Genomic DNA, 19,837 nt, shown 5'->3' on the forward strand with positions numbered 1-19,837 from the left:
TCTGTACCCCTGTGGGAGCCGGCTTGCCGACGATGCAGGCGACTCGGTCTTACAGTGTAGACACTCTACCCCTGACCTGGGGCAAGCATCAGGTTCGGCGCCAGGCGATGGAAGCCTTCCTGGTCCAGGCACATGTCCAGCGCCAGCGTTGCCAGGTCGTCAGCCAGTGGCTCAGCCGCCGCGTCGTTTTCCAGGTAATGCTGTTTGAGGTAACTGTTGCAGCCTGGGCAGCACTCCGCGCGCAACGGCGCCTTGCCCGGGGCGTGGCGGTCGTCGTCGAGGGTGGTGTAGCGCAGGCCCTTGCTCGACTCGCAATAAACGCATTTGACGCGCACCACGTGCCATTCACAGGCACACAGCGAGCAGGCCAGGTAGCGCAGGCCATTGTGCTTGCCGCGGTTGCGCACCACCCCAGCCATGGCCGGCGAGCCACAGGCCGGGCACTGGGCCAGGCTGGCGGCAGGCTTGAGCTCGGTGCCGGGCAACGCCAGCAACCAGCTGGACCACGCCGCTTGCACGGCAGCCCCCATGAACGGAACCAAGGCCGCCGGCACGGCATCGTACTGCCCCGAGAGCAAGGCGATGCCCCAGCCCTTGCGCTGGTTGTCATCACTGCTGCGCAGCAGCTGCACCGCTGCACCCAGCGGGCTATCGGCAGGCTCATCGAAGTGGCCCAACAGCGCCTGTAACCATGCCAGCCATGCCCCTTCGCGGACCAGGCTATCAGCCGCCAAGGGCGGCAGGCCGTGGCTTATACACAAGCGCTGACGGTCCTCGGCAACAGGCAATGCAGAGGGTGGGTTGTCCACAAGCTGCTGCTGAATGCGGCACAGCCGTGCCACCAACAGCAGGTAGCGGCGCAGCGGGTTGCCTTCAGCCAGGCGCTCCAGGCGGGCGGCGCGCAAGGCGAACAGGTTGGCCGGCGGCACGTGCAGAAACGGCGGCATGACCGCCGACGCTTCGATCTGCCCGGGTTCGAGTATGCTGCTCAAGCGTTCATCCTTCTTTTCTGCGGTGATCGGACGGCGTCTTGTCACCCGTCACTTCGCGGTACCACAACTCGTGGTGCTTGCGCGCCCAGGCGCGGCTTACCCAGCCGTGCAGCATGGCGCCAATCGAGCCCTTGATCCAGATGCCTGCGTAGATGTGCACGATGATGCTGAGCACCAGCACGAAGGCCGCCAGGGCATGCAGCAAGGTAGCCAGGCGTATGGCGCCAATGCCGAAATACTGGCTGAAGTAGGCACGCCAGATCACCACGCCACTGACCAACAGAATCAACATGCACACCAGCAGCGTCCAGAACAGCAGCTTCTGGCCGGCGTTGTACTTGCCGATCGGGGGCACGCCATCCTCCTGGTTGCGCATCACCCGGTCCACGCGCCGCAACCACAGCCGGTCGTTGGCGGTGATGAAGTTGGCGCGCCAGAAGCGAATCACCAGGCCAAGGAAGAACACGAACATCGCGACGCCCAGGAACGGGTGCAGGATACGCGTCCACGGCCCCCCGCCGAACAGGTTGCTGAGCCAGAACAGCGCCGGGTGGAACAGCGCCAGCCCGGACAGCCCGGCCATGAAGAACAGGATCGCCACCACCCAGTGGTTGGTGCGCTCGTTGGCGTTGTAGCGCAGGATGGGTTTGTTGTGGTTCATGGCCGCTGCTCCCCTTGCCCACCGGGCTTGGTCGGGTCGTACACATGCACTGCCGGGTCCACCTGATGCACGCTGTCATCAGGCGGGGTCGGGTGTTCATCCTCCTCCACCCGCTGAGGCCCGATGCGCACGTAGTGGAAGAACCCGGCCAGCACCGCAGCCCCCATGACCAACAGTGCCAATGGCTTGGTGAAGCCCTTCCACAGCCCTACCAGCGGGCTGATCACCGGCTGGTCCGGCAGGCCGGCATACAGCTTGGGCGTATCGGCGTGGTGCAGCACGTACATCACATGGGTACCGCCGACGCCATCCGGGTCGTACAGCCCGGCCTTGTCGTAACCCCGTGACTTCAGGTCGACGATGCGCTCGTCGGCATGCACCTTCATCTCGTCCTTGGTGCCAAACACGATTGCACCGGTCGGGCATGTTTTCACGCAGGCAGGTTCCAGCCCTACGCTCACGCGGTCCGAACACAGGGTGCACTTGTAGGCCTTGTGGTCCTTCTGCGAGATGCGCGGGATGTTGAACGGGCAGCCAGTGATGCAGTAGCCGCAGCCAATGCAATGGTCCTGGTTGAAGTCGACGATACCGTTGGCGTGCTTGATGATCGCCCCCGGGCTGGGGCACGCCTTCAGGCAGCCTGGCTCTGCACAGTGCATGCAGCCATCCTTGCGGATCAGCCACTCCAGGTTGCCATCGTCGCGCTCATGCTCGGTGAAGCGCATCAACGTCCAGGTTTCGGCACTGAGGTCCTGGGGGTTGTCGTAGGTGCCGTGGTTGTGCCCCACCTCGTCGCGCAGCTCGTTCCACTCCGAGCACGCCACCTGGCAGGCCTTGCAGCCGATGCACTTGGTGGTGTCGATCAGCTTGGCGACCTGCTCCTGCTGGCGCACCGAAGGCGGCACGGTGGTGGTGGCCGAGCGGGCAATGATGTCTTGGCTGGCCATCAGAGTTTCTCCACTTTGACGAGGAACGACTTGGACTCTGGTGTCTGGGTATTACCATCGCCCAGGAACGGCACCAAGGTGTTGGTCAGGTACCCGTGGCGGGTCGCCCCGGTGAAGCCCCAGTGCAACGGGATACCGATCTGGTGCACGGTCTGGTTGTTCACCTGCAACGGGCGTATCCGCTTGGTCACCACCGCCACCGCGTCGATATGCCCGCGCTTGCTCGACACCCGTACCCGGTCGCCGGCCTTGATGCCCTTCTCGTTAGCCAGTACTTCGCCAATCTCGACAAACTGCTCGGGCTGGGCAATAGCGTTGAGCCGGCAATGCTTGCTCCAGAAGTGGAAGTGCTCGGTCAGCCGGTAGGTGGTGGCCGCATACGGGAACTCGTCGTGGGTACCGAGGGTTTCCCACACCGAATCGAAGATGCGCCCGGCAGGGTTGCTGATCACCTTCTTGTTGTTCGGGTGCAGCGGGTTGATGCCAATGGGCGTCTCGAACGGTTCATAGTGCTCAGGGAACGGCCCTTCGGCCATCTTGTCGATGGCAAAGAAACGCGCCACGCCCTCGGGGTTCATGATGAACGGGTTCATGCCCGCCTCCGGCGGCGAGTCCACCTTGAAGTCCGGCACGTCAGTACCGCCCCAGGCCTTGCCATTCCACCACACCAGGCGCTTTTTCTCCGGATCCCAAGGCTTGCCCTGCGGGTCGCTGGAGGCGCGGTTATAGAGGATGCGGCGGTTGGCAGGCCACGCCCACGCCCAGTTCTGCACCTGATGCATACCGTAGGGGTCGCTGTTGTCGCGGCGAGCCATCTGGTTGCCCTGCTCGGTCCAGCACCCGGCGAAGATCCAGCAGCCGGACGCAGTACTGCCGTCGTCCTTGAGCTGGCCGAAACCAGAGAGCTGCTGGCCAGCCTTGATGGCGGCGCCGGTCGGGTCGGTAAGGTCCGTTACTGCCCAGCCGTTCATCTCCTTGGCCAGTTCCTCGGGGGAGGGTTCATCGGCGATCTTGTACGGCCAGTGGATGTTCAGCAGCGGGTCGGGGTAAGCCCCGCCCTCTTTCTGGTACCGCTGGCGCATGCGCAGGAACAGCTCGCTCATGATCTGCACATCGGTGCGGGTTTCGCCCGGGCCATCGGCGCCTTTCCAGTGCCACTGCAACCAGCGGCTGCTGTTGACCAGCGAGCCGTCTTCCTCGGCGAAGCAGGTGGTGGGCAGGCGGATCACTTCGGTCTGGATGTTGGCCGTGTCCACGTCATTGTACGGCCCCGCGTTGCGCCAGAACTCGGACGTCTCGGTCGCCAGCGGGTCCATCACTACCAGCCACTTGAGCTTGGCCAGTGCGGCGGTGACGCGGTTCTTGTCCGGCAGCGCGGCGATCGGGTTGAAGCCCTGGCACATGTAGCCGTTGACCTTGCCCTGGCTCATCATCTCGAACATGCGCAGCACGTCGTAGGCCGGCACGTCGAGCTTGGGCAGCCAGTCGTAGCCCCAGTTGTTCTCGGCGGTGGCATTCGGGCCATACCAGGCCTTCATCAGGCTGACGTGGAATTTGCCGTAGTTCTGCCAGTACGACAGTTGCCCAGGGCGCAGCGGCTTGGACGCGCGCTTGTCGATGTACGCGGTGTAGTCCTGTTCGGCATCGCCAGCCAGGGTGAGGTAACCGGGCAGCGAGTTGGACAGCAGCCCCAGGTCAGTCAGCCCCTGGATGTTGGAGTGGCCACGCAGCGCGTTGACCCCGCCCCCCGGCATGCCCACGTTACCCAGCAGCAGTTGCACCATGGCCGCACTGCGGATGATCTGCGCACCAATCGAATGCTGCGTCCAGCCCAATGCGTAGAGGATGGTCATGGTCTTGCCGGGTGCCGAGCACGTGGCAATTTCTTCCCATACCTTCATCATCGCGTCCTGGGGCATGCCACAGGTCATGCTCGCCAGTTCAGGGGTGTAGCGGCTGTAGTGCTGCTTCATCAGCTGGAACACGCAACGTGGGTGCTGCAGGGTCGGGTCGACCTTGGCAAAACCGTCGTCACCCAGTTCGTAACCCCAGCCGGATTTGTCGGCATAGATACGCTTGCTTTCGTCGTAGCCGCTGAACAGCCCGTCTTCGAAGCCATAGGTATCTTTGACGATGAACGACACGTCGGTGTAGTTGCGCACGTACTCGTGCTGAATCTTGTCGTTGCTAAGCAGGTAGTTGATCAACCCGCCCATGAACGCGATGTCGGTACCGGTACGGATCGGCGCATAGTAATCGGCTACCGAAGCGGTACGGGTAAACCTTGGGTCGACCACGATCAGCCGCGCCTTGTTGTGCGCTTTGGCCTCGGTCACCCATTTGAAGCCGCAAGGATGCGCTTCTGCTGCGTTGCCACCCATCACCAGGACCAGATTCGCGTTGGCGATATCCGACCAATGGTTGGTCATGGCGCCACGGCCGTACGTCGGGGCAAGACTTGCCACCGTCGGGCCATGTCAGACACGTGCTTGGTTATCGAACCCCAACATGCCTGTTGCGCGGACGACCTTGTGGGTCAGGTAGCCAGCCTCGCTGGAGGCGGCCGATGCAGCGAGAAAGCCGGTGGTTAGCCAACGGTTGACCGTTTGCCCCTGGGCGTTCTTTTCGATGAAGTTGGCGTCGCGGTCTTCTTTCATCAGGCCAGCGACCCGGTCGAGCGCTTCATCCCAGCTGACCCGTACCCATTCATTGCTGCCCGGCTTGCGGACCTCGGGGTACTTGAGACGGCTCTCGCTGTGGATGAAGTCCAGCAGGCCCGCGCCTTTGGGGCACAGGGTGCCGCGGTTTACCGGGTGATCGGCATCGCCTTCGATGTGGATGATGCTCTGCTTGACGTTCTTGCCCGCATCACCCTGGCTGTACATGATCAGGCCGCAGCCGACCGAACAGTAGGGGCAGGTGTTACGGGTTTCTTTGGTGTGCGTCAGTTTGAAATGACGCACCTGCTCGGCAAACGCAGGCGTCGGGGCCATACCCAACGCCGCGAGACTCGAGCCTCCAAGGCCGACGGCGGCGACCTTGAAGAATTGCCGACGGTTGAGATCCATCGTGCACTCCTGATCAGGTTTGGACGCTTGGGCGTACCCGGCGTCTCTAGACTTCACGGTAACGGCTTGGCAAAGCCGCATACCCATAGACTAGCGAACAATCTCTGAAGTGCGATAGGGCTGGTGGTGGGATGGGCAGGTAGGAGCCTTTTCGATAGGCGCTTGTAGGCTTGGTTGGGGAGGATGGTGTCTTGAGCGACAATAGCGAGTGGGCTGGCACAGCAACGCCAGCTGTTGCAGACGCACGTACCTGGCGTTACTCAGCCGCCAGGAACTGGGGCGTGCCGTGACCGAGTTCTCCAGCTGCTGCATCTGCCGGAGTCTCGGCTGGGTTGTTGAGCAGCAAGGTGCAGTGCTGCACTCACCACCAACGCCTTAGCGTATGAGCACCGGTTTCGCTGACAAACTCAACATTGGCGCGTTTCTCTAGAAACGTGTTATTGCTTCGCCCGTCAATCTCTCATCCTTCCGCGGGACGAAGGCCTCTTTGCCTAGTCCGCAATCGGGGCACTTCCATTCCCGTGGAATATCAATGAACGCGGTACCTGGCTCAACGCCATGCTCGGTGTCACCCTGTGAGGGATCGTAAACATACCAACATTTATCACAGTAGTATTCAGTACGAAGGGTCGGCATCTCTAGCTCCTTATCCGATCTATTTGCGGCGCCTGATTTATCCAACCATCCACCCCGCCAGTCCGGCGTAACGCGCCGACTAGATATTCGACCATCACCTTCACCCTCTGTGATGCATGCCGTCCTGGCTGGTAGAGAATCCATGCCATTCCCTGTAATGGACCCGCGTATTTCCATTCAGGCAAAACTTCCACCAGTGTATTGGACGCAATCGATTCGGCAGCCAGCCTGACAGGTAAGCAGGAAATTCCCAGCCCCGAGACAGTGGCATTTAAGACGGCTTCCAGACTGTCCGAAACGTAGCGACCTGAGACACAGACTTCGCAGCCTCCCTCTGCCGAAGTGAATTTCCAACTCTTCTTCTCGGCAACCTCTGATAACGAGATGCAACTGTGTTCCGTCAATATTGAGGGGTGAATGGGGTTGCCATGTTTTTCAAGGTAGCTGCCCGATGCACAGACAATAAATTCGACAGGAAACAACTTGCGTGCCACCAACTCCAACGGCGGACTATCGGTGACTCGTATAACAACGTCAACGCCCTCGCCGATGAAGTCTACCGCCCCATCCTTCGAAATAAGTTGAACATTTAACCCAGGGTAACGCTGAAGAAACTCAGGAACAAGTTGATGGCACATAGAATACAACGAGCGCGGAACCACGACACGAATAAGCCCTTGCGGCGTTTCGAGAAACTGCTCCTTGAATCGAAACACATTGGCCGATGACTCAAGCAGTTCCTTGCAGTGCGAGTAGACTTGCGCTCCCTCAGCACTAACTCTCAGCTGCCGCGTGCTTCGCTCAAGCAACCGGATCGACAACGCATTTTCGAGCTTCGATACTTGCTTGCTGACTGCGGACGCGGTCAAGCCTAGCCGGGTAGACGCGTCTACAAAACTTCCTGCTTCAACCACCACCGCAAACGCGGCCATGCACGGCAACATATCAACCTGACTTTTCGCAAGATAGCTTTGATAGTCCATTATGAGCACTCGTCTCTACTAGCCTACAGCGAAGAGTTACGCCATTGGCAAAAGCCCTAAGAAATTTTGTTTTTTACCGAGAAAGTCATCCATAGAGGTGCAGGAGCAAAGCCCCAAGCAGTACCAAGCTGACACCGCTGATCTGGACGACTGACAATCGTTCACGAAAAAAAAAGTATCCCAAGACCGCGGCAACACCACCTGAGAGAGTGCTGATAACGGTGACAACGGAAACCGAGCCATTCAGTGCACCCCAAGAGAACGCAGCAAACCCTCCCAAATTGAAAAGGCTGGCTCCGCATAGAGAACCGTAGGTCTGAAGCGTTATCGACCTATGATCCCGCAGAAATCTTGAGCCTTCAGGGATCAGGAACAACACCCCCACCGCATAACCAAGCGCTAGCATGTTTACCGGCCCCAGCACCGGCAAGGCGAATTTGCCCTGAATCCAGAAGCTGATGCCGTAAAGCAGGGCAGCCAACAAGGCAAACGCCACAGAGACCGCACTCGTGGCCTTGCGATCTAGGCGGATGCCCGTATCGCTGCAGCTGGCCAATACCACTCCCAAGAAGCAGACAAGAATACCACTCACCTGCCAGGCGGAGAGTGCGTCACCACCTAGCCACGCCAACAGCGTGGTAAAAACACCATACGAAGTAACGAGTGGTGCCACAACAGCAGTCTTGCCAATAGCGAAAGCTTTTGAAAGCGCCAGCGCACCCGTTACGGTACATAGAGAGGCGATTAACCCCATCTCTATTGCAAACCAAGGCGCAGAGGTGAACTTACGCCACTCAGAGGCTGCAACTAGAATAATCATGACCATCAACAGCAGCCCTAATAGCTGACCGCAAAAGACCGCTCGCCTGACTCCTACAGATCTTGCGTTCACGCCGACCAAAAAGTCTGTAGCCCCCCAGAACACCGCAGCCGACAACCCCATTAGTACGTCCAAAATAACGGTCCTTTATTATGATTTTTCCTGCACCGCGCTAGACAGTAATCGGGATTATGTCAGAAATCAAACACCTATTTTGGTCGAATCCTTACAGACTGACGCATTTCTGTAAGCCCACCAGCCTAGCAGCGCCATTAACGGATTAGTTAATATCGTAGAAACAATGGCAAGCAGCAAGAATATACTGTAAGAACTTTCAGACAAGACACCAGCCTGTAGTCCTACACCGAGTATCACCAATTCCACAAGGCCTTTGGTATTCATCAAAACACCAACTTCCAGCGAATGAATTGGAGTCAAACCTGACAATCGGGCCCCAGTATACGAACCCAACACCTTGCCGAGGGTCCCCGCTAGCAAATACATCAGCAGCCATAACCAGAGACTTGGCTCACTGAACGAATTTAGGGAAACCTGGATGCCAGAGCCTGCAAAAAAGATCGGCGTAAGAAAGAGATGCCCGAACCTCCCGATCCATCGACGCCATGCCTGCTCCATTGAGCAGTAGTCGTGAAAAACGTACGCCGCCATAAGTGCGCCAATCGCCTCATGAAAACCGAGCATGGCGGTGAGCTGCGCCGAAGCCAGACAGTATAGAAGCGCAATCGTAACGCGGGACCGCTCCCCCAAAAACGTAATGCGGGTATGCTTTTTCAGCCATGGACGAAGCACCAAGAGGGTCATCGCGGCATAGACCGCAAGACCGGCGAGCCTGAGCAGGCTTTCGAAGATACTGGCAGCTCCCCCTAGCTGCAGCGTTAACACCAACGCCAAAGCACACCAAGCAAACACATCGGTGTGTACCGCCGCTGATAGTGCCAATTTGCCAACCGGTCCATCCATGCCCCTATGCTCTTGGATAATCCTCACCAACACAGGCAACGCAGTGACAGACATCGCGATGCCACTAAACACAACGTAGGACCAATACGGCTCGGCCGGGGCGATCGACGCCTTCGACCAACCCCCAATGAGGCACCCTAGAGTAAAAGACAGGGCTATTCCGAGAGCTGCGATCAAGAAGGAAGCACGCCGCTCTCCCTGCCGCAGCCCACAACCGTTGGTATGCCAGGGCACTTCGACCATCAGTATGATCAATCCAAGTTCACCAAGCGCCCGCACCACCTCCATAGAGTCGGGCGCCAACACCACCGAAGATACTGTGGGAAACCCTGCACCTAACACGGCAGGCCCTAGCAAGACACCGGCGATAATTTCCCCAACCACTCGACTCTGACCAAACATCGCTGCAACACGCCCGCAGATCGCACAGGCAAGCAAGATCAAACATATCACCGCTATCCAATTTGACATTAACCCTCCCTCCGTCTCGACTTGTCAGTGATGACTGACACTATGCAAGCCTAAGCTTCAGGCGCTCATGAACGATCTCGGCCTCCCTGCGAAGTACCTCGCAATCCTCATGAATGAGGTAGACAACGCCCCAGGACGACAGAAAGTCTCGCGTCACCTCTATAACCTCACCCACCTCCACAAGAAAACTAAGCTCATGGAACGACTCAAGCTGCTCAATCAGCGTTACGCCCTCAAACCCTGTAACGGCACCGCTTTGTTCAGAGATCAGACAACAGATGCAGAAGTGCTTGTTGTAGCAGGGCACCGGCAAGTTGAGCGGCGCTTGGCCTAGGTGGATATCTATATTTAGGTCGTAGCAGTTCAGCCCTGTGCACAGCTCTATTAAGGAGGGCACATTTGCTCCAGGCATGCGCCCGTTTTGCTCGATGATGAAATGACCTGCTGAATTGAACTTGAACTCGACATCGTTGATGCCGAAGTTGGCTTCAATGGCTGAGTTGACCTGCATTACGTAGGTAAAAGCCTGTTGCGCCTGGACGCTTATGGGCGAAAGGGATCGAATAGTGCGATAAATACTAGGGTACCCATCAATTTGGATTTTTTCGTACTCGGCAAAGCAGAGTATTTGCCGCCCTGCCGCTCCAAGATTTGCTGTAACGATGAAGTACTCAGGACCCTCCACAAAAGCCTCTACCAGGGTATGTTTCTCCTCCTCCCAGCTGGTCTCGCCATTGCTTTCAATGGTAGAGATGGCCTTGTAGAGATCACGATTGGAATGACAGACCTTAACATTCTTCGCGCCCGTGCCCTGGCTCGGCTTCACAACAACAGGGAAAGCAATAACTGGATTATGCCCGTTGATCAAAACATCCATGGACAGCCTGAGCGAAGAAGTGACCGGAACACCTTCCTGGTGCAAACGACGCTTCATTTCAAACTTGTTCAACCTCGCCATGCACGTTTCTAGCGGATTGCCGACCACCCCAAAATGAGCGGCTAACCGGTCACAGATACGCAATGCTGAATCGGAGCCTGGGATAACTGCAATCACTGCCTTGTCGGCCATACACGCTTTCGCTTGCTCCAGGCTTTCAATATGCACTACCTCGTCAAATTCACTAACAGAATGCAACCTCTGAAGGCGCCCTGGAAATCGACTACAGGTGACCAGCGCCATTGCGTGATATCCCTTACGACGGATATCCTGTCCATATCGTCGGCCTGAACTGATCGGATCAACGACCACTACCGTCTTTCGCTGAATACTCATGTCAGACTCCGCATCGCTTTGTACATGTAATGGTAATAACGCAGCGCGATGTTGTAGCGAGTCATTACGCCCAGCGAGAGCTCACGCACCACATCCTCGCCACAAGCTGAATAGTGCTGCAGCACCGTTTCGTACCAAGATGCACTGTGTCGGGTGTCAATACCGATGTGAGCCTTGTGATAAGCAATTACGTCCTTCGGCAGGCCCAGACGCTCCATCCCCGCGGTAGTGGCCCCAAAACGCACCGGCGCAGATCCCTCTACCAATCCCATTGCTCCGATAAGGCGCATATTGTATTCACGACGTACTGCCCACATCAGCAGAATGTTGCCGTTCATCAAGCATTCAAGAGGGGAAGCATCTAGACTGATTCCTGACTTCCTCAGCAGGTCACGCATGTAGTTGGATGAAGTCCGGAACATCGTGCTATGCACGGCGGCAAAATCCCCATTCCCCATTTCATCCCAGTAGTTTTCCCCGGCAACCATCTTGCAACGAATAGGCATTCCAAGTTGGGCCATTGCCATGAGGTCATCAAAAGAACCGTCCACCATTTCTTCCATACAGATATAATAAGCTATCTGCTCCGCACTTGCGTCGTGGCGTATGAAATCGATAAAGAAGCGAATATCCTCATTGATCCTCGTCTCGTATACCAAATACCACTGCAGAAACGCCCTTTGCGTTGATGGCAGTTCCCGGAGATCAATACGGCACTCTTCGGCAGCAATCCATTCATCCTCAAAACATTCCACTGCATCCCGGGATAACCTGACTGATCGTCGTGCGGCCACAAGCTGTGCAGGATCTCCGAGAAAACAGCGATAATAGTCTGCTAGTTGCTGTTGTATATTTCGATCCATTTGAGTCATATTTCTTTCCTCAGTACAATACCGTTGGGAATTCACTGGAGCGCAGGTCGAAAGCGTCATGGGACGGACCGATCTCGTATAACTTGGTGAGGCGATCATGAGCCTCGCGTAGGGTGGGAACATGGCTAGACTCGACCCACCACAAAACCACCCGGGGCCATGAAATTGGATCAAACCATTCCCCGCCACGCTGTATAAATTTTTTGTGCGGCGTGTTATAGAGAAAGTCTTTCAGTGATTCGACATCCCGCCACAGCGAGAGGGTGTAGAGATAGCCCTTGCCCCATAAGTCATCCAGCAATAGCTGCTCCTCAGCAGTGTCACGCCATATGAATCCGGGGTGCTGCTCCGCCAAGTCGTTTACATAAGCTGTCGAACTGTAGAAGTCCTTCATTTTCGCGTGCCCTTTGGGAAATTTCGGCTTCACCAGATCGAACTGCGCGAGTCTGCGTTTCATATCGCCTCCCAACGCTGGATTTCAATGATGTTCCGATCGGGATCACGCACGTAGGCAAATGTACAGACGCCCAGCGGAACAACTGACTGCTTCGCCAATGTTCCAAGCATCGATCCGCCGGCACTGACAACTTTTGCGCAAACGGCTTCCAGATTTGAAACCTCAAATGCAATGTGTGTAAAGCCATTTGAGTTCGCCACCTTTTCCGGTTGTTCATCAGCTTCAGCGTACTGAAATACCTCCAGTGTCGGACCGTCTTCTTCGAACCCGGGCAACCTAAGATGGATACCTTCAATTTCTGGATCGATTAACCCTGTACCTTTCGCGACCGACTGCCCTGAAAGTCTGCGCACGGGGCCAATGGGAATGCAGCCGAAAACTTCAATATAAAACTTGGCTGACTTCTTCCAGTCTCTAGTAACCAGATTAGTGTGTGCATATTTTACTTCAGCCATACTCACCCCCTACTAGTCACGAAACACGAAAGTTTCATGCTCAACCTGCCGATCCTTGTCACGCGCTCTTTCCCAAGTAGTATTGAGAATGATGCGAGTGGCATCTTCTGTAAGTGGTTTAACACGGTGCAGCGTGGTGTCGGCCTTCAACAGATAAACATCTCCCGTCACATGAAAATAAGAGTCAATCTTGTTCTCTACCAACAGATTCTCAACCCGTGGATTTTGTTTATCCCAATTTGTGTGGGGTACGCACTCCAACAAGCCACCCGACTCAAGCTTCGGAGCTTCAACCACCCATATTATCGTGTAGGGATAATCTCCCCAATGCCAGCCATGCGTATCACCAAGCTTGTGTTGACTATTGATGATAAAGTTATCCCATTTCCATGGCGTCGGAATGATTTCCTCTTTAACGATATGGCTGATCAGGCTCATCAAATAGCGAGACTTGTAAGCCTGCGGAATGTAGCGACCATGAACTTCTATACTTTCCTGGGGAACATTGCTCAAATACCGCGGTGTATTGCCTGTAGACTCAATGAGAAAGTCACGGCGCTTTGCATAATTCTCCAGCAGATATTTCACATCTGTAGAAATTTCTTGACGAACCGAGGGATCAATCAGATGATTGATCTTCAAATAACCATCTCTAGCGAACCGATGCTGCTCCCAGAAAAAATCCCTGCCCTCGAAGGGATCCGACTCTAATACAGAGTTATCATGTGCAACACTTTTCTCAACAGCAGACTGCCCTGACATATACATCCTCCGAACTCATTAAGATTTTATGTGCTTGCCAGCACATAAACACCCTAACTTTTTATAGCGCTCGGATATACCTAGCCGGTGGATTTTCAATAATTCCTCGGATCGCATAATAGGAATCAAAAAACGCCATTGCTAACCCGCTCCGTTGAGCACCTCAAGTTCAGATTCATACGGCGCTCAACCCTATTGATCGGCTGTTCGCCAGCGCGACAGTTACGCACATAATTTCTGAATTATCCGCATGGCGGATGGAGCGATGAACTCGTCGCTACAGCGGGTGGTCGAGTTTGTCGAGCAGGATTGTCCGACAGCGGTCAAACTTAGGGCGCACCCTCCTACATTCGGCGGGCGCCACCATCCGACGTTACCTCCGCTTCGAGATACCGGCGGATTAACCTGAGCGCCTTACCACCCGGCGTTCAACACAGGCCATCATGATGTAGATGCTGATACGGTTGGAGAACTTTCACAGATCAAGCGCTACCCACCCGCCAGGGCCTGCCGTTACGTGGACTCGGCCCCTATCGGCGGCTTGATGGTCGCGACTGCCCGGACGAAAGCCATATCTGCTGTCTGAACTCAATGAATCCAAGATTGGCGTGGTCTGTTGCTGCAATGACTTTCCTGCTTATACCCTAAGTTCTAAGCCACAACGTTCCGAGCAAGTTTCAGGCTCTCGCGATTTGCGCTACCTCCCCAGGTGTGCCACCTCCCTCCTCTTACTGTTCGTCAAGCCAGCATTTTCCTCGGGCTGCGTCAGATTCGCAGTCACCCGCCCGCGCCCCTACGGCTGACACTTTCCTTTGCTCCATATGTTGACGACGTTCACCATCAGGCCCTACGCGCCAAACGGGTTGCGCTTACGCGTAACGCACCATTCCTGGCGCCAAAAAAAAACCCAGAGCAACTGCCCTGGGTTTCTGGTCTCGCTAAACGCTTACCGTTCGATCAGAACGGAATATCGTCATCAAAGCTGTCGAAGTCTGCGGCCGGCTGCTGTGCTGGCTGCTGCTGCGGTGCCGGGCGTTGCTGCTGTTGCGGCTGCGGGCGCGGGGCCTGCTGGCGGGGGGCCTGGTTGTATTGCTGCTGCGGCTGGCCGCCACCATAGTTGCCACCACCCTGATTGTACGGATCACCGCCTTGCTGCTGGTTCTGCGGGCGACCGCCGAGCAGTTGCATGGTGCCGTTGATGTCGACAATGATTTCGGTGGTGTAACGCTTGATGCCGTCCTTTTCCCACTCGCGGGTCTGCAGCTTGCCTTCGATGTAGCACTGCGAGCCTTTGCGCAGGTATTCGCCGGCAATCTCGGCAACCTTGCCGAACAGCGACACACGGTGCCACTCGGTACGCTCGACCTTCTGGCCCGACTGCTTGTCGGTCCACTGCTCGCTGGTAGCCAGGCTCAGGTTGGTCACGGCGTTACCGTTGGGCAGGTAGCGGACTTCGGGATCCTGGCCACAGGTGCCGACCAGAATGACTTTGTTAACCCCACGGGCCATAACGTTCTCCTAGGCTTCGCACGCCGCTGAGGCTGGGTTTACCAGGCGCTCCAGGGTCGTGCGGTCCAAAATTTTCGTATCCAGTTTGATGTAGACGGCTGCTTCCTCTGCCACCACCACGGCGTCGCTCACGCCAGGCACGGCCATCAGCCGCGTGGCCAAGCCGGCCTCGTTTGCGGCCTCAGGCGTCAAAGGCATGCGCAGGCTGGTTACATACGGCGGCTCGTTCATGCTCAAGGCAACGACCAGCCAGACGGCACACAGTATTGCGCAACCGAGGAACACCAGGTTCAGCCCGCCGTGCTGGAACAACCAGCCGCCCATGATGCCGCCCAAGGCCGCACCGAGAAACTGACTGGTGGAGTAAACCCCCATCGCCGTCCCTTTGCCACCGGCGGGTGACACCTTGCTCACCAGCGAAGGCAGCGATGCCTCCAGCAGGTTGAATGCAGTGAAGAATACCACGGTGCCGATCACCAGTCCGCGCAAACCGTCAGCCCACTGCCAGAAGAACACCTCCACCAGCAGCAGCACACTGACCGCCCCGGCCAGCACGCGTTTCATCTTGCGCTTTTTCTCGCCGTAGATGATGAACGGCACCATTGCAAAAAATGAGACGAACAACGCGGTCAGGTATACCCACCAGTGCTGCTCCTTCGGCAGGCCGCCACGCTCGACGAACGCCAACGGCAGTGCGACAAAGCTTGCCATGAGGATGGCGTGCAGGATGAAGATGCTCGCGTCCAGGCGCAAAAGGTCCGGGTGGCGCAGGGTTGGCCCGATGGCCTGGCGTGCCACGCCGGATTCGCGGTGCTGCAACAGGGTGTGGGTGGCCGGCACCACGAACGCGATGAGGGCGATCCCGACCAAGGCAAGACCTGCAGTGGCAAGGAACAAACCTGACAACCCGAAGGCACTTGTCAGCAGTGGCCCGACGACCATCGCCACGGCGAAGGACAAACCGATGCTCATGCCGATCATGGCCATGGCCTTGGTGCGGTGCTGTTCGCGGGTGAGGTCGGACAGCAGCGCCATGACGGCGGCAGAAATAGCCCCGGCGCCCTGCAGGATGCGCCCGGCGATTACGCCCCAGATCGAATCCGCCTGGGCCGCCAGCACACTGCCCAGGGCGAACACCACCAGCCCGAGGTAGATCACCGGGCGCCGGCCGATACGGTCGGACACCATGCCAAACGGGATCTGCAACACCGCCTGGGTCAGGCCATAGGCACCGATGGCCAGGCCGATCAGCGCCGGCGTTGCGCCTGCCAGGTCCATCCCGTAGGTGGCAAGCACCGGCAAAACCATGAACATGCCCAGCATACGAAAGGCAAAGACCAAGGCCAGGCCGCCAGCGGCGCGGGTTTCGCTGCTGCTCATGCGCTCGTTGTGGGTGTCGTGCATGGATTAATCTCGTATGAACCGGCGGCGATTCTATCAGTCCGACAGCTTGACGGCATCTACGCGACGCTTTGCCGCGTACTGGCAGGGCGCCGTATAATTCTTCGTTTATGCCCGCCGAGCGAGGCCGCAGTGGACAAGATCCTGATTCGTGGGGCACGTACCCACAACCTGAAGAACATCGACCTGACCCTGCCCCGGGACAAGCTCATCGTCATCACCGGCCTGTCCGGGTCGGGCAAGTCATCCCTGGCCTTCGATACCCTGTATGCCGAGGGCCAGCGTCGTTACGTGGAATCGCTGTCGGCCTACGCCCGGCAGTTCCTGTCGATGATGGAAAAGCCAGACGTCGACACCATCGAAGGCCTGTCACCGGCCATCTCCATCGAGCAGAAGTCCACCTCGCACAACCCGCGCTCCACCGTGGGGACCATTACCGAGATCTACGACTACCTGCGCTTGCTGTATGCCAGGGTCGGCACCCCCCGCTGCCCGGACCACGACATTCCGCTGGAAGCGCAAACGGTCAGCCAGATGGTGGACCTGGTGCTGGAGCGCCCTGAGGGCAGCAAGCTGATGCTGCTGGCCCCGGTGATACGCGAGCGCAAAGGCGAGCACCTTGCCGTGTTCGACGAGCTGCGCGCACAAGGCTTCGTGCGGGCCCGGGTCAATGGCAAGCTGTATGAGCTGGACGAGCTGCCCAAGCTGGACAAGCAGAAAAAGCACAGCATCGATGTGGTCGTGGACCGTTTCAAGGTGCGTGCCGACCTGCAGCAGCGCCTTGCAGAGTCGTTCGAGACTGCCCTCAAGCTGGCCGATGGTATCGCGCTGGTCGCGCCGATGGACGATGAACCCGGTGAAGAGACGATTTTCTCGGCGCGCTTCGCCTGCCCCATTTGCGGCCACGCCATCAGCGAGCTGGAACCCAAGCTGTTTTCCTTCAACAACCCGGCCGGCGCCTGCCCCACCTGTGATGGCCTGGGGGTAAAGCAGTTCTTCGACACCAAGCGCCTGGTCAACGCCGAGTTGACGCTTGCAGAGGGGGCGATACGCGGCTGGGACCGGCGCAACGTCTACTACTTCCAGATGCTCGGGTCACTGGCCGCGCACTATGGCTTTAGCCTGGACGAGCCGTTCGGCGAGCTGGCCCCTGAACACCAGAAGGTGATCCTGCAGGGCAGTGGCAAGCAGAGCGTCGACTTCAAGTACCTGAATGACCGGGGCGACATCGTCAAGCGCTCGCACCCGTTCGAGGGCATCGTGCCGAACCTGGAGCGCCGTTATCGCGAAACCGAGTCGGCTACCGTGCGCGAAGAACTGGCCAAGTTCCTCGGCACCCAGCCCTGCCCGGACTGCCGCGGCACCCGCCTGCGCCGTGAAGCGCGCCATGTCTGGGTGGGCGAGAAAACCCTGCCGGCTGTTGCCAACATGCCCATTGGCGATGCCAGTGGCTATTTCAGTGAACTGACCCTGACCGGCCGGCGCGGTGAAATTGCATCGAAGATTCTCAAGGAGATTTGTGAGCGCCTGCAGTTCCTGGTGAACGTCGGGCTCGACTACCTGACCCTGGACCGCAGCGCGGAAACCTTGTCCGGTGGCGAGGCGCAGCGTATTCGCCTGGCCAGCCAGATCGGCGCAGGCCTGGTGGGGGTGATGTACATCCTCGATGAGCCGTCCATCGGCCTTCATCAACGGGACAACGACCGCCTGCTGGCCACGCTCAACCACCTGCGCGACTTGGGCAACACCGTGATCGTGGTTGAACACGACGAAGACGCCATCCGCCTGGCTGACTACGTGGTGGACATCGGCCCGGGTGCCGGTGTGCATGGCGGGCAGATCGTGGCTGAGGGGACGCCGCAGGAGGTCATGGACCACCCTGATTCGCTGACCGGCAAATACCTGTCGGGGCGCAAGAAAATCGTCGTGCCGGCCAAGCGCACACCGCGCAACAAGAAGCTGCAGCTCAAGCTCAAAGGCGCGCGTGGCAACAACTTGCAGAACGTCGACCTGGAAATCCCGATCGGCCTGCTGACCTGCGTGACAGGTGTATCCGGGTCGGGCAAATCGACACTGATCAACAACACCCTGTTCCCTTTGGCTGCTACCGCGCTGAATGGCGCCAGTACGCAGGAAGCAGCGCCACACGCCAGCATGGACGGCCTGCAGCACCTGGACAAAGTGGTAGACATCGACCAGAGCCCCATTGGCCGGACGCCCCGCTCCAACCCGGCCACCTACACCGGTATCTTCACGCCGATCCGCGAGTTGTTTTCCGGCGTGCCGGAGTCACGTTCACGGGGCTATGGCCCTGGCCGGTTCTCGTTCAACGTGAAAGGCGGGCGCTGCGAAGCGTGCCAGGGCGACGGCCTGATCAAGGTGGAGATGCACTTCCTTCCGGACATCTACGTGCCTTGCGATGTGTGCAAGAGCAAGCGCTACAACCGCGAAACGCTGGAGATCAAGTACAAGGGCAAGAACATCCACGAAGTGCTGGAAATGACCATTGAAGACGCTCGCGAGTTCTTCGATGCCGTACCGGCACTGGCGCGCAAGCTGCAGACGCTGATGGACGTCGGCCTTTCCTACATCAAGCTGGGCCAGTCGGCGACCACGTTGTCGGGCGGTGAAGCGCAGCGTGTGAAGCTGTCACGTGAGCTGTCCAAACGTGATACCGGCAAGACCTTGTACATTCTTGACGAGCCGACCACAGGGCTGCACTTTGCGGATATTCAGCAGTTGCTGGATGTATTGCACCGGCTGCGCGACCACGGCAACACCGTGGTGGTGATTGAACACAACCTGGATGTGATCAAGACGGCAGACTGGCTGGTGGACCTGGGGCCGGAAGGCGGTTCCAAAGGTGGGCAGATCATTGCCTGCGGAACGCCCGAAGAGCTGAGCAAGATGAAGCAGTCTTATACAGGGCACTACCTCAAACCGCTGTTGGAGCGGGACAAGGCATAAGCAAAAGGGGCCGCTAAGCGGCCCCTTCCATTACATCTGCGACTGCAAGTAATTCTGCAGGCCAATGGCTTTGATCAAACCCTGCTGCTTCTCCAGCCAGTAGGTGTGATCTTCTTCCGTATCGGCCAACTGGGCTCGCAGAATGTCACGGCTGACATAGTCCTTGTGCAGCTCGCACAGTTCGATGCCTTTGCACAGCGCGCCGCGCACCTTGTATTCCAGCTTCAGGTCGGCTTCGATCATCTCTGGCACCGTGGTACCCACTTCCAGATCGTCCGCACGCATGTCTGGCGTGCCCTCGAGCATGAGGATGCGGCGCATCAACGCGTCGGCGTGCTGGGTTTCCTCTTCCATCTCGTGGTTGATACGTTCATAGAGCTTGGACAGGCCCCAGTCTTCATACATCCGCGAGTGAATGAAGTACTGGTCGCGCGCTGCCAGTTCGCCCTTCAGCAACGTGACGAGGTAATTGATTACGTCCGGGTGGCCTTGCATCGCCCTGCTTCTCCATATGAAAACGTCTATGGCACATAGTGTGAACCAGCTTTGCGCCACGGTCACTGAGAAATGCGCAATTCGATG

At 57.7% G+C, this 19,837-nt stretch carries 17 protein-coding genes; 1 reads left to right on the top strand and 16 read right to left on the bottom strand.

Annotated features, from left to right (window positions below; all coding sequences use genetic code 11):
- Window positions 1-65: 65 nt before the first annotated feature.
- From fdhE to IAE38_RS07960, 15 genes are all read right to left on the bottom strand, one after another.
- Window positions 66-992 (bottom strand): formate dehydrogenase accessory protein FdhE, encoded by a 927-nt coding sequence (gene fdhE / locus IAE38_RS07890; protein ID WP_201216930.1) that lies wholly within the window; start codon window positions 990-992, stop codon window positions 66-68.
- Window positions 993-996: 4 nt separating this feature from the next.
- Window positions 997-1,653, bottom strand: a complete 657-nt coding sequence (locus IAE38_RS07895; RefSeq protein ID WP_201162797.1) for a formate dehydrogenase subunit gamma — start codon at window positions 1,651-1,653, stop codon at window positions 997-999.
- Complete coding sequence (fdxH, locus tag IAE38_RS07900) at window positions 1,650-2,600, bottom strand: formate dehydrogenase subunit beta (RefSeq protein WP_201216933.1); 951 nt, start codon at window positions 2,598-2,600, stop codon at window positions 1,650-1,652. The genes IAE38_RS07895 and fdxH overlap by 4 nt, the downstream gene beginning before the upstream one ends.
- On the bottom strand, window positions 2,600-5,668 hold the full coding sequence (gene fdnG / locus IAE38_RS07905) for a formate dehydrogenase-N subunit alpha (protein ID WP_201162795.1): 3,069 nt from the start codon (window positions 5,666-5,668) through the stop codon (window positions 2,600-2,602). Before fdnG ends, fdxH begins: the two co-directional genes overlap by 1 nt.
- 426 nt (window positions 5,669-6,094) lie before the next feature.
- A complete protein-coding gene (locus IAE38_RS07910) occupies window positions 6,095-6,304 on the bottom strand; it encodes a rubredoxin (RefSeq protein WP_201162794.1) in 210 nt (69 codons plus the stop codon).
- Between the two features lie 2 nt (window positions 6,305-6,306).
- Entirely contained in the window at window positions 6,307-7,287 is a 981-nt protein-coding gene (locus IAE38_RS07915; RefSeq protein WP_201162793.1) for a LysR family transcriptional regulator, read from the bottom strand.
- A gap of 85 nt (window positions 7,288-7,372) precedes the next feature.
- On the bottom strand, window positions 7,373-8,242 hold the full coding sequence (locus IAE38_RS07920; RefSeq protein ID WP_201162792.1) for a DMT family transporter: 870 nt from the start codon (window positions 8,240-8,242) through the stop codon (window positions 7,373-7,375).
- 66 nt (window positions 8,243-8,308) lie between these two features.
- On the bottom strand, window positions 8,309-9,559 hold the full coding sequence (locus IAE38_RS07925; RefSeq protein ID WP_201216935.1) for a cation:proton antiporter: 1,251 nt from the start codon (window positions 9,557-9,559) through the stop codon (window positions 8,309-8,311).
- 40 nt (window positions 9,560-9,599) lie between these two features.
- Complete coding sequence (locus IAE38_RS07930; RefSeq protein WP_201162790.1) at window positions 9,600-10,832, bottom strand: ATP-grasp domain-containing protein; 1,233 nt, start codon at window positions 10,830-10,832, stop codon at window positions 9,600-9,602.
- The gene (locus IAE38_RS07935) at window positions 10,829-11,704 is read right to left on the bottom strand and encodes an iron-containing redox enzyme family protein (protein ID WP_201162789.1); all 876 of its coding nucleotides are present in this window, start codon (window positions 11,702-11,704) and stop codon (window positions 10,829-10,831) included. The genes IAE38_RS07930 and IAE38_RS07935 overlap by 4 nt, the downstream gene beginning before the upstream one ends.
- A 10-nt stretch (window positions 11,705-11,714) precedes the next feature.
- The gene (locus tag IAE38_RS07940) at window positions 11,715-12,161 is read right to left on the bottom strand and encodes a DUF3291 domain-containing protein (protein WP_201162788.1); all 447 of its coding nucleotides are present in this window, start codon (window positions 12,159-12,161) and stop codon (window positions 11,715-11,717) included.
- On the bottom strand, window positions 12,158-12,616 hold the full coding sequence (locus IAE38_RS07945; protein ID WP_201162787.1) for a VOC family protein: 459 nt from the start codon (window positions 12,614-12,616) through the stop codon (window positions 12,158-12,160). Before IAE38_RS07945 ends, IAE38_RS07940 begins: the two co-directional genes overlap by 4 nt.
- 12 nt (window positions 12,617-12,628) lie before the next feature.
- Window positions 12,629-13,384 (bottom strand): HalD/BesD family halogenase, encoded by a 756-nt coding sequence (locus tag IAE38_RS07950; protein WP_201216938.1) that lies wholly within the window; start codon window positions 13,382-13,384, stop codon window positions 12,629-12,631.
- 951 nt (window positions 13,385-14,335) lie between these two features.
- Window positions 14,336-14,887, bottom strand: a complete 552-nt coding sequence (locus IAE38_RS07955) for a single-stranded DNA-binding protein (protein WP_028633073.1) — start codon at window positions 14,885-14,887, stop codon at window positions 14,336-14,338.
- Window positions 14,888-14,896: 9 nt separating this feature from the next.
- Complete coding sequence (locus IAE38_RS07960) at window positions 14,897-16,291, bottom strand: MFS transporter (RefSeq protein ID WP_201216941.1); 1,395 nt, start codon at window positions 16,289-16,291, stop codon at window positions 14,897-14,899.
- Window positions 16,292-16,420: 129 nt separating this feature from the next.
- Here IAE38_RS07960 and uvrA point away from each other — a divergent pair, with 129 nt between their 5' ends.
- The gene (gene uvrA / locus IAE38_RS07965; protein ID WP_028633075.1) at window positions 16,421-19,255 is read left to right on the top strand and encodes an excinuclease ABC subunit UvrA; all 2,835 of its coding nucleotides are present in this window, start codon (window positions 16,421-16,423) and stop codon (window positions 19,253-19,255) included.
- Between the two features lie 30 nt (window positions 19,256-19,285).
- Here uvrA and bfr read toward each other — a convergent pair whose 3' ends face one another.
- Complete coding sequence (gene bfr / locus IAE38_RS07970) at window positions 19,286-19,750, bottom strand: bacterioferritin (protein ID WP_028633076.1); 465 nt, start codon at window positions 19,748-19,750, stop codon at window positions 19,286-19,288.
- Between the last annotated feature and the right edge of the window lie 87 nt (window positions 19,751-19,837).

It is taken from the genome of Pseudomonas sp. S32, from assembly GCF_016648095.1.
Taxonomy (GTDB): Bacteria; Pseudomonadota; Gammaproteobacteria; order Pseudomonadales; family Pseudomonadaceae; genus Aquipseudomonas; species Aquipseudomonas parafulva.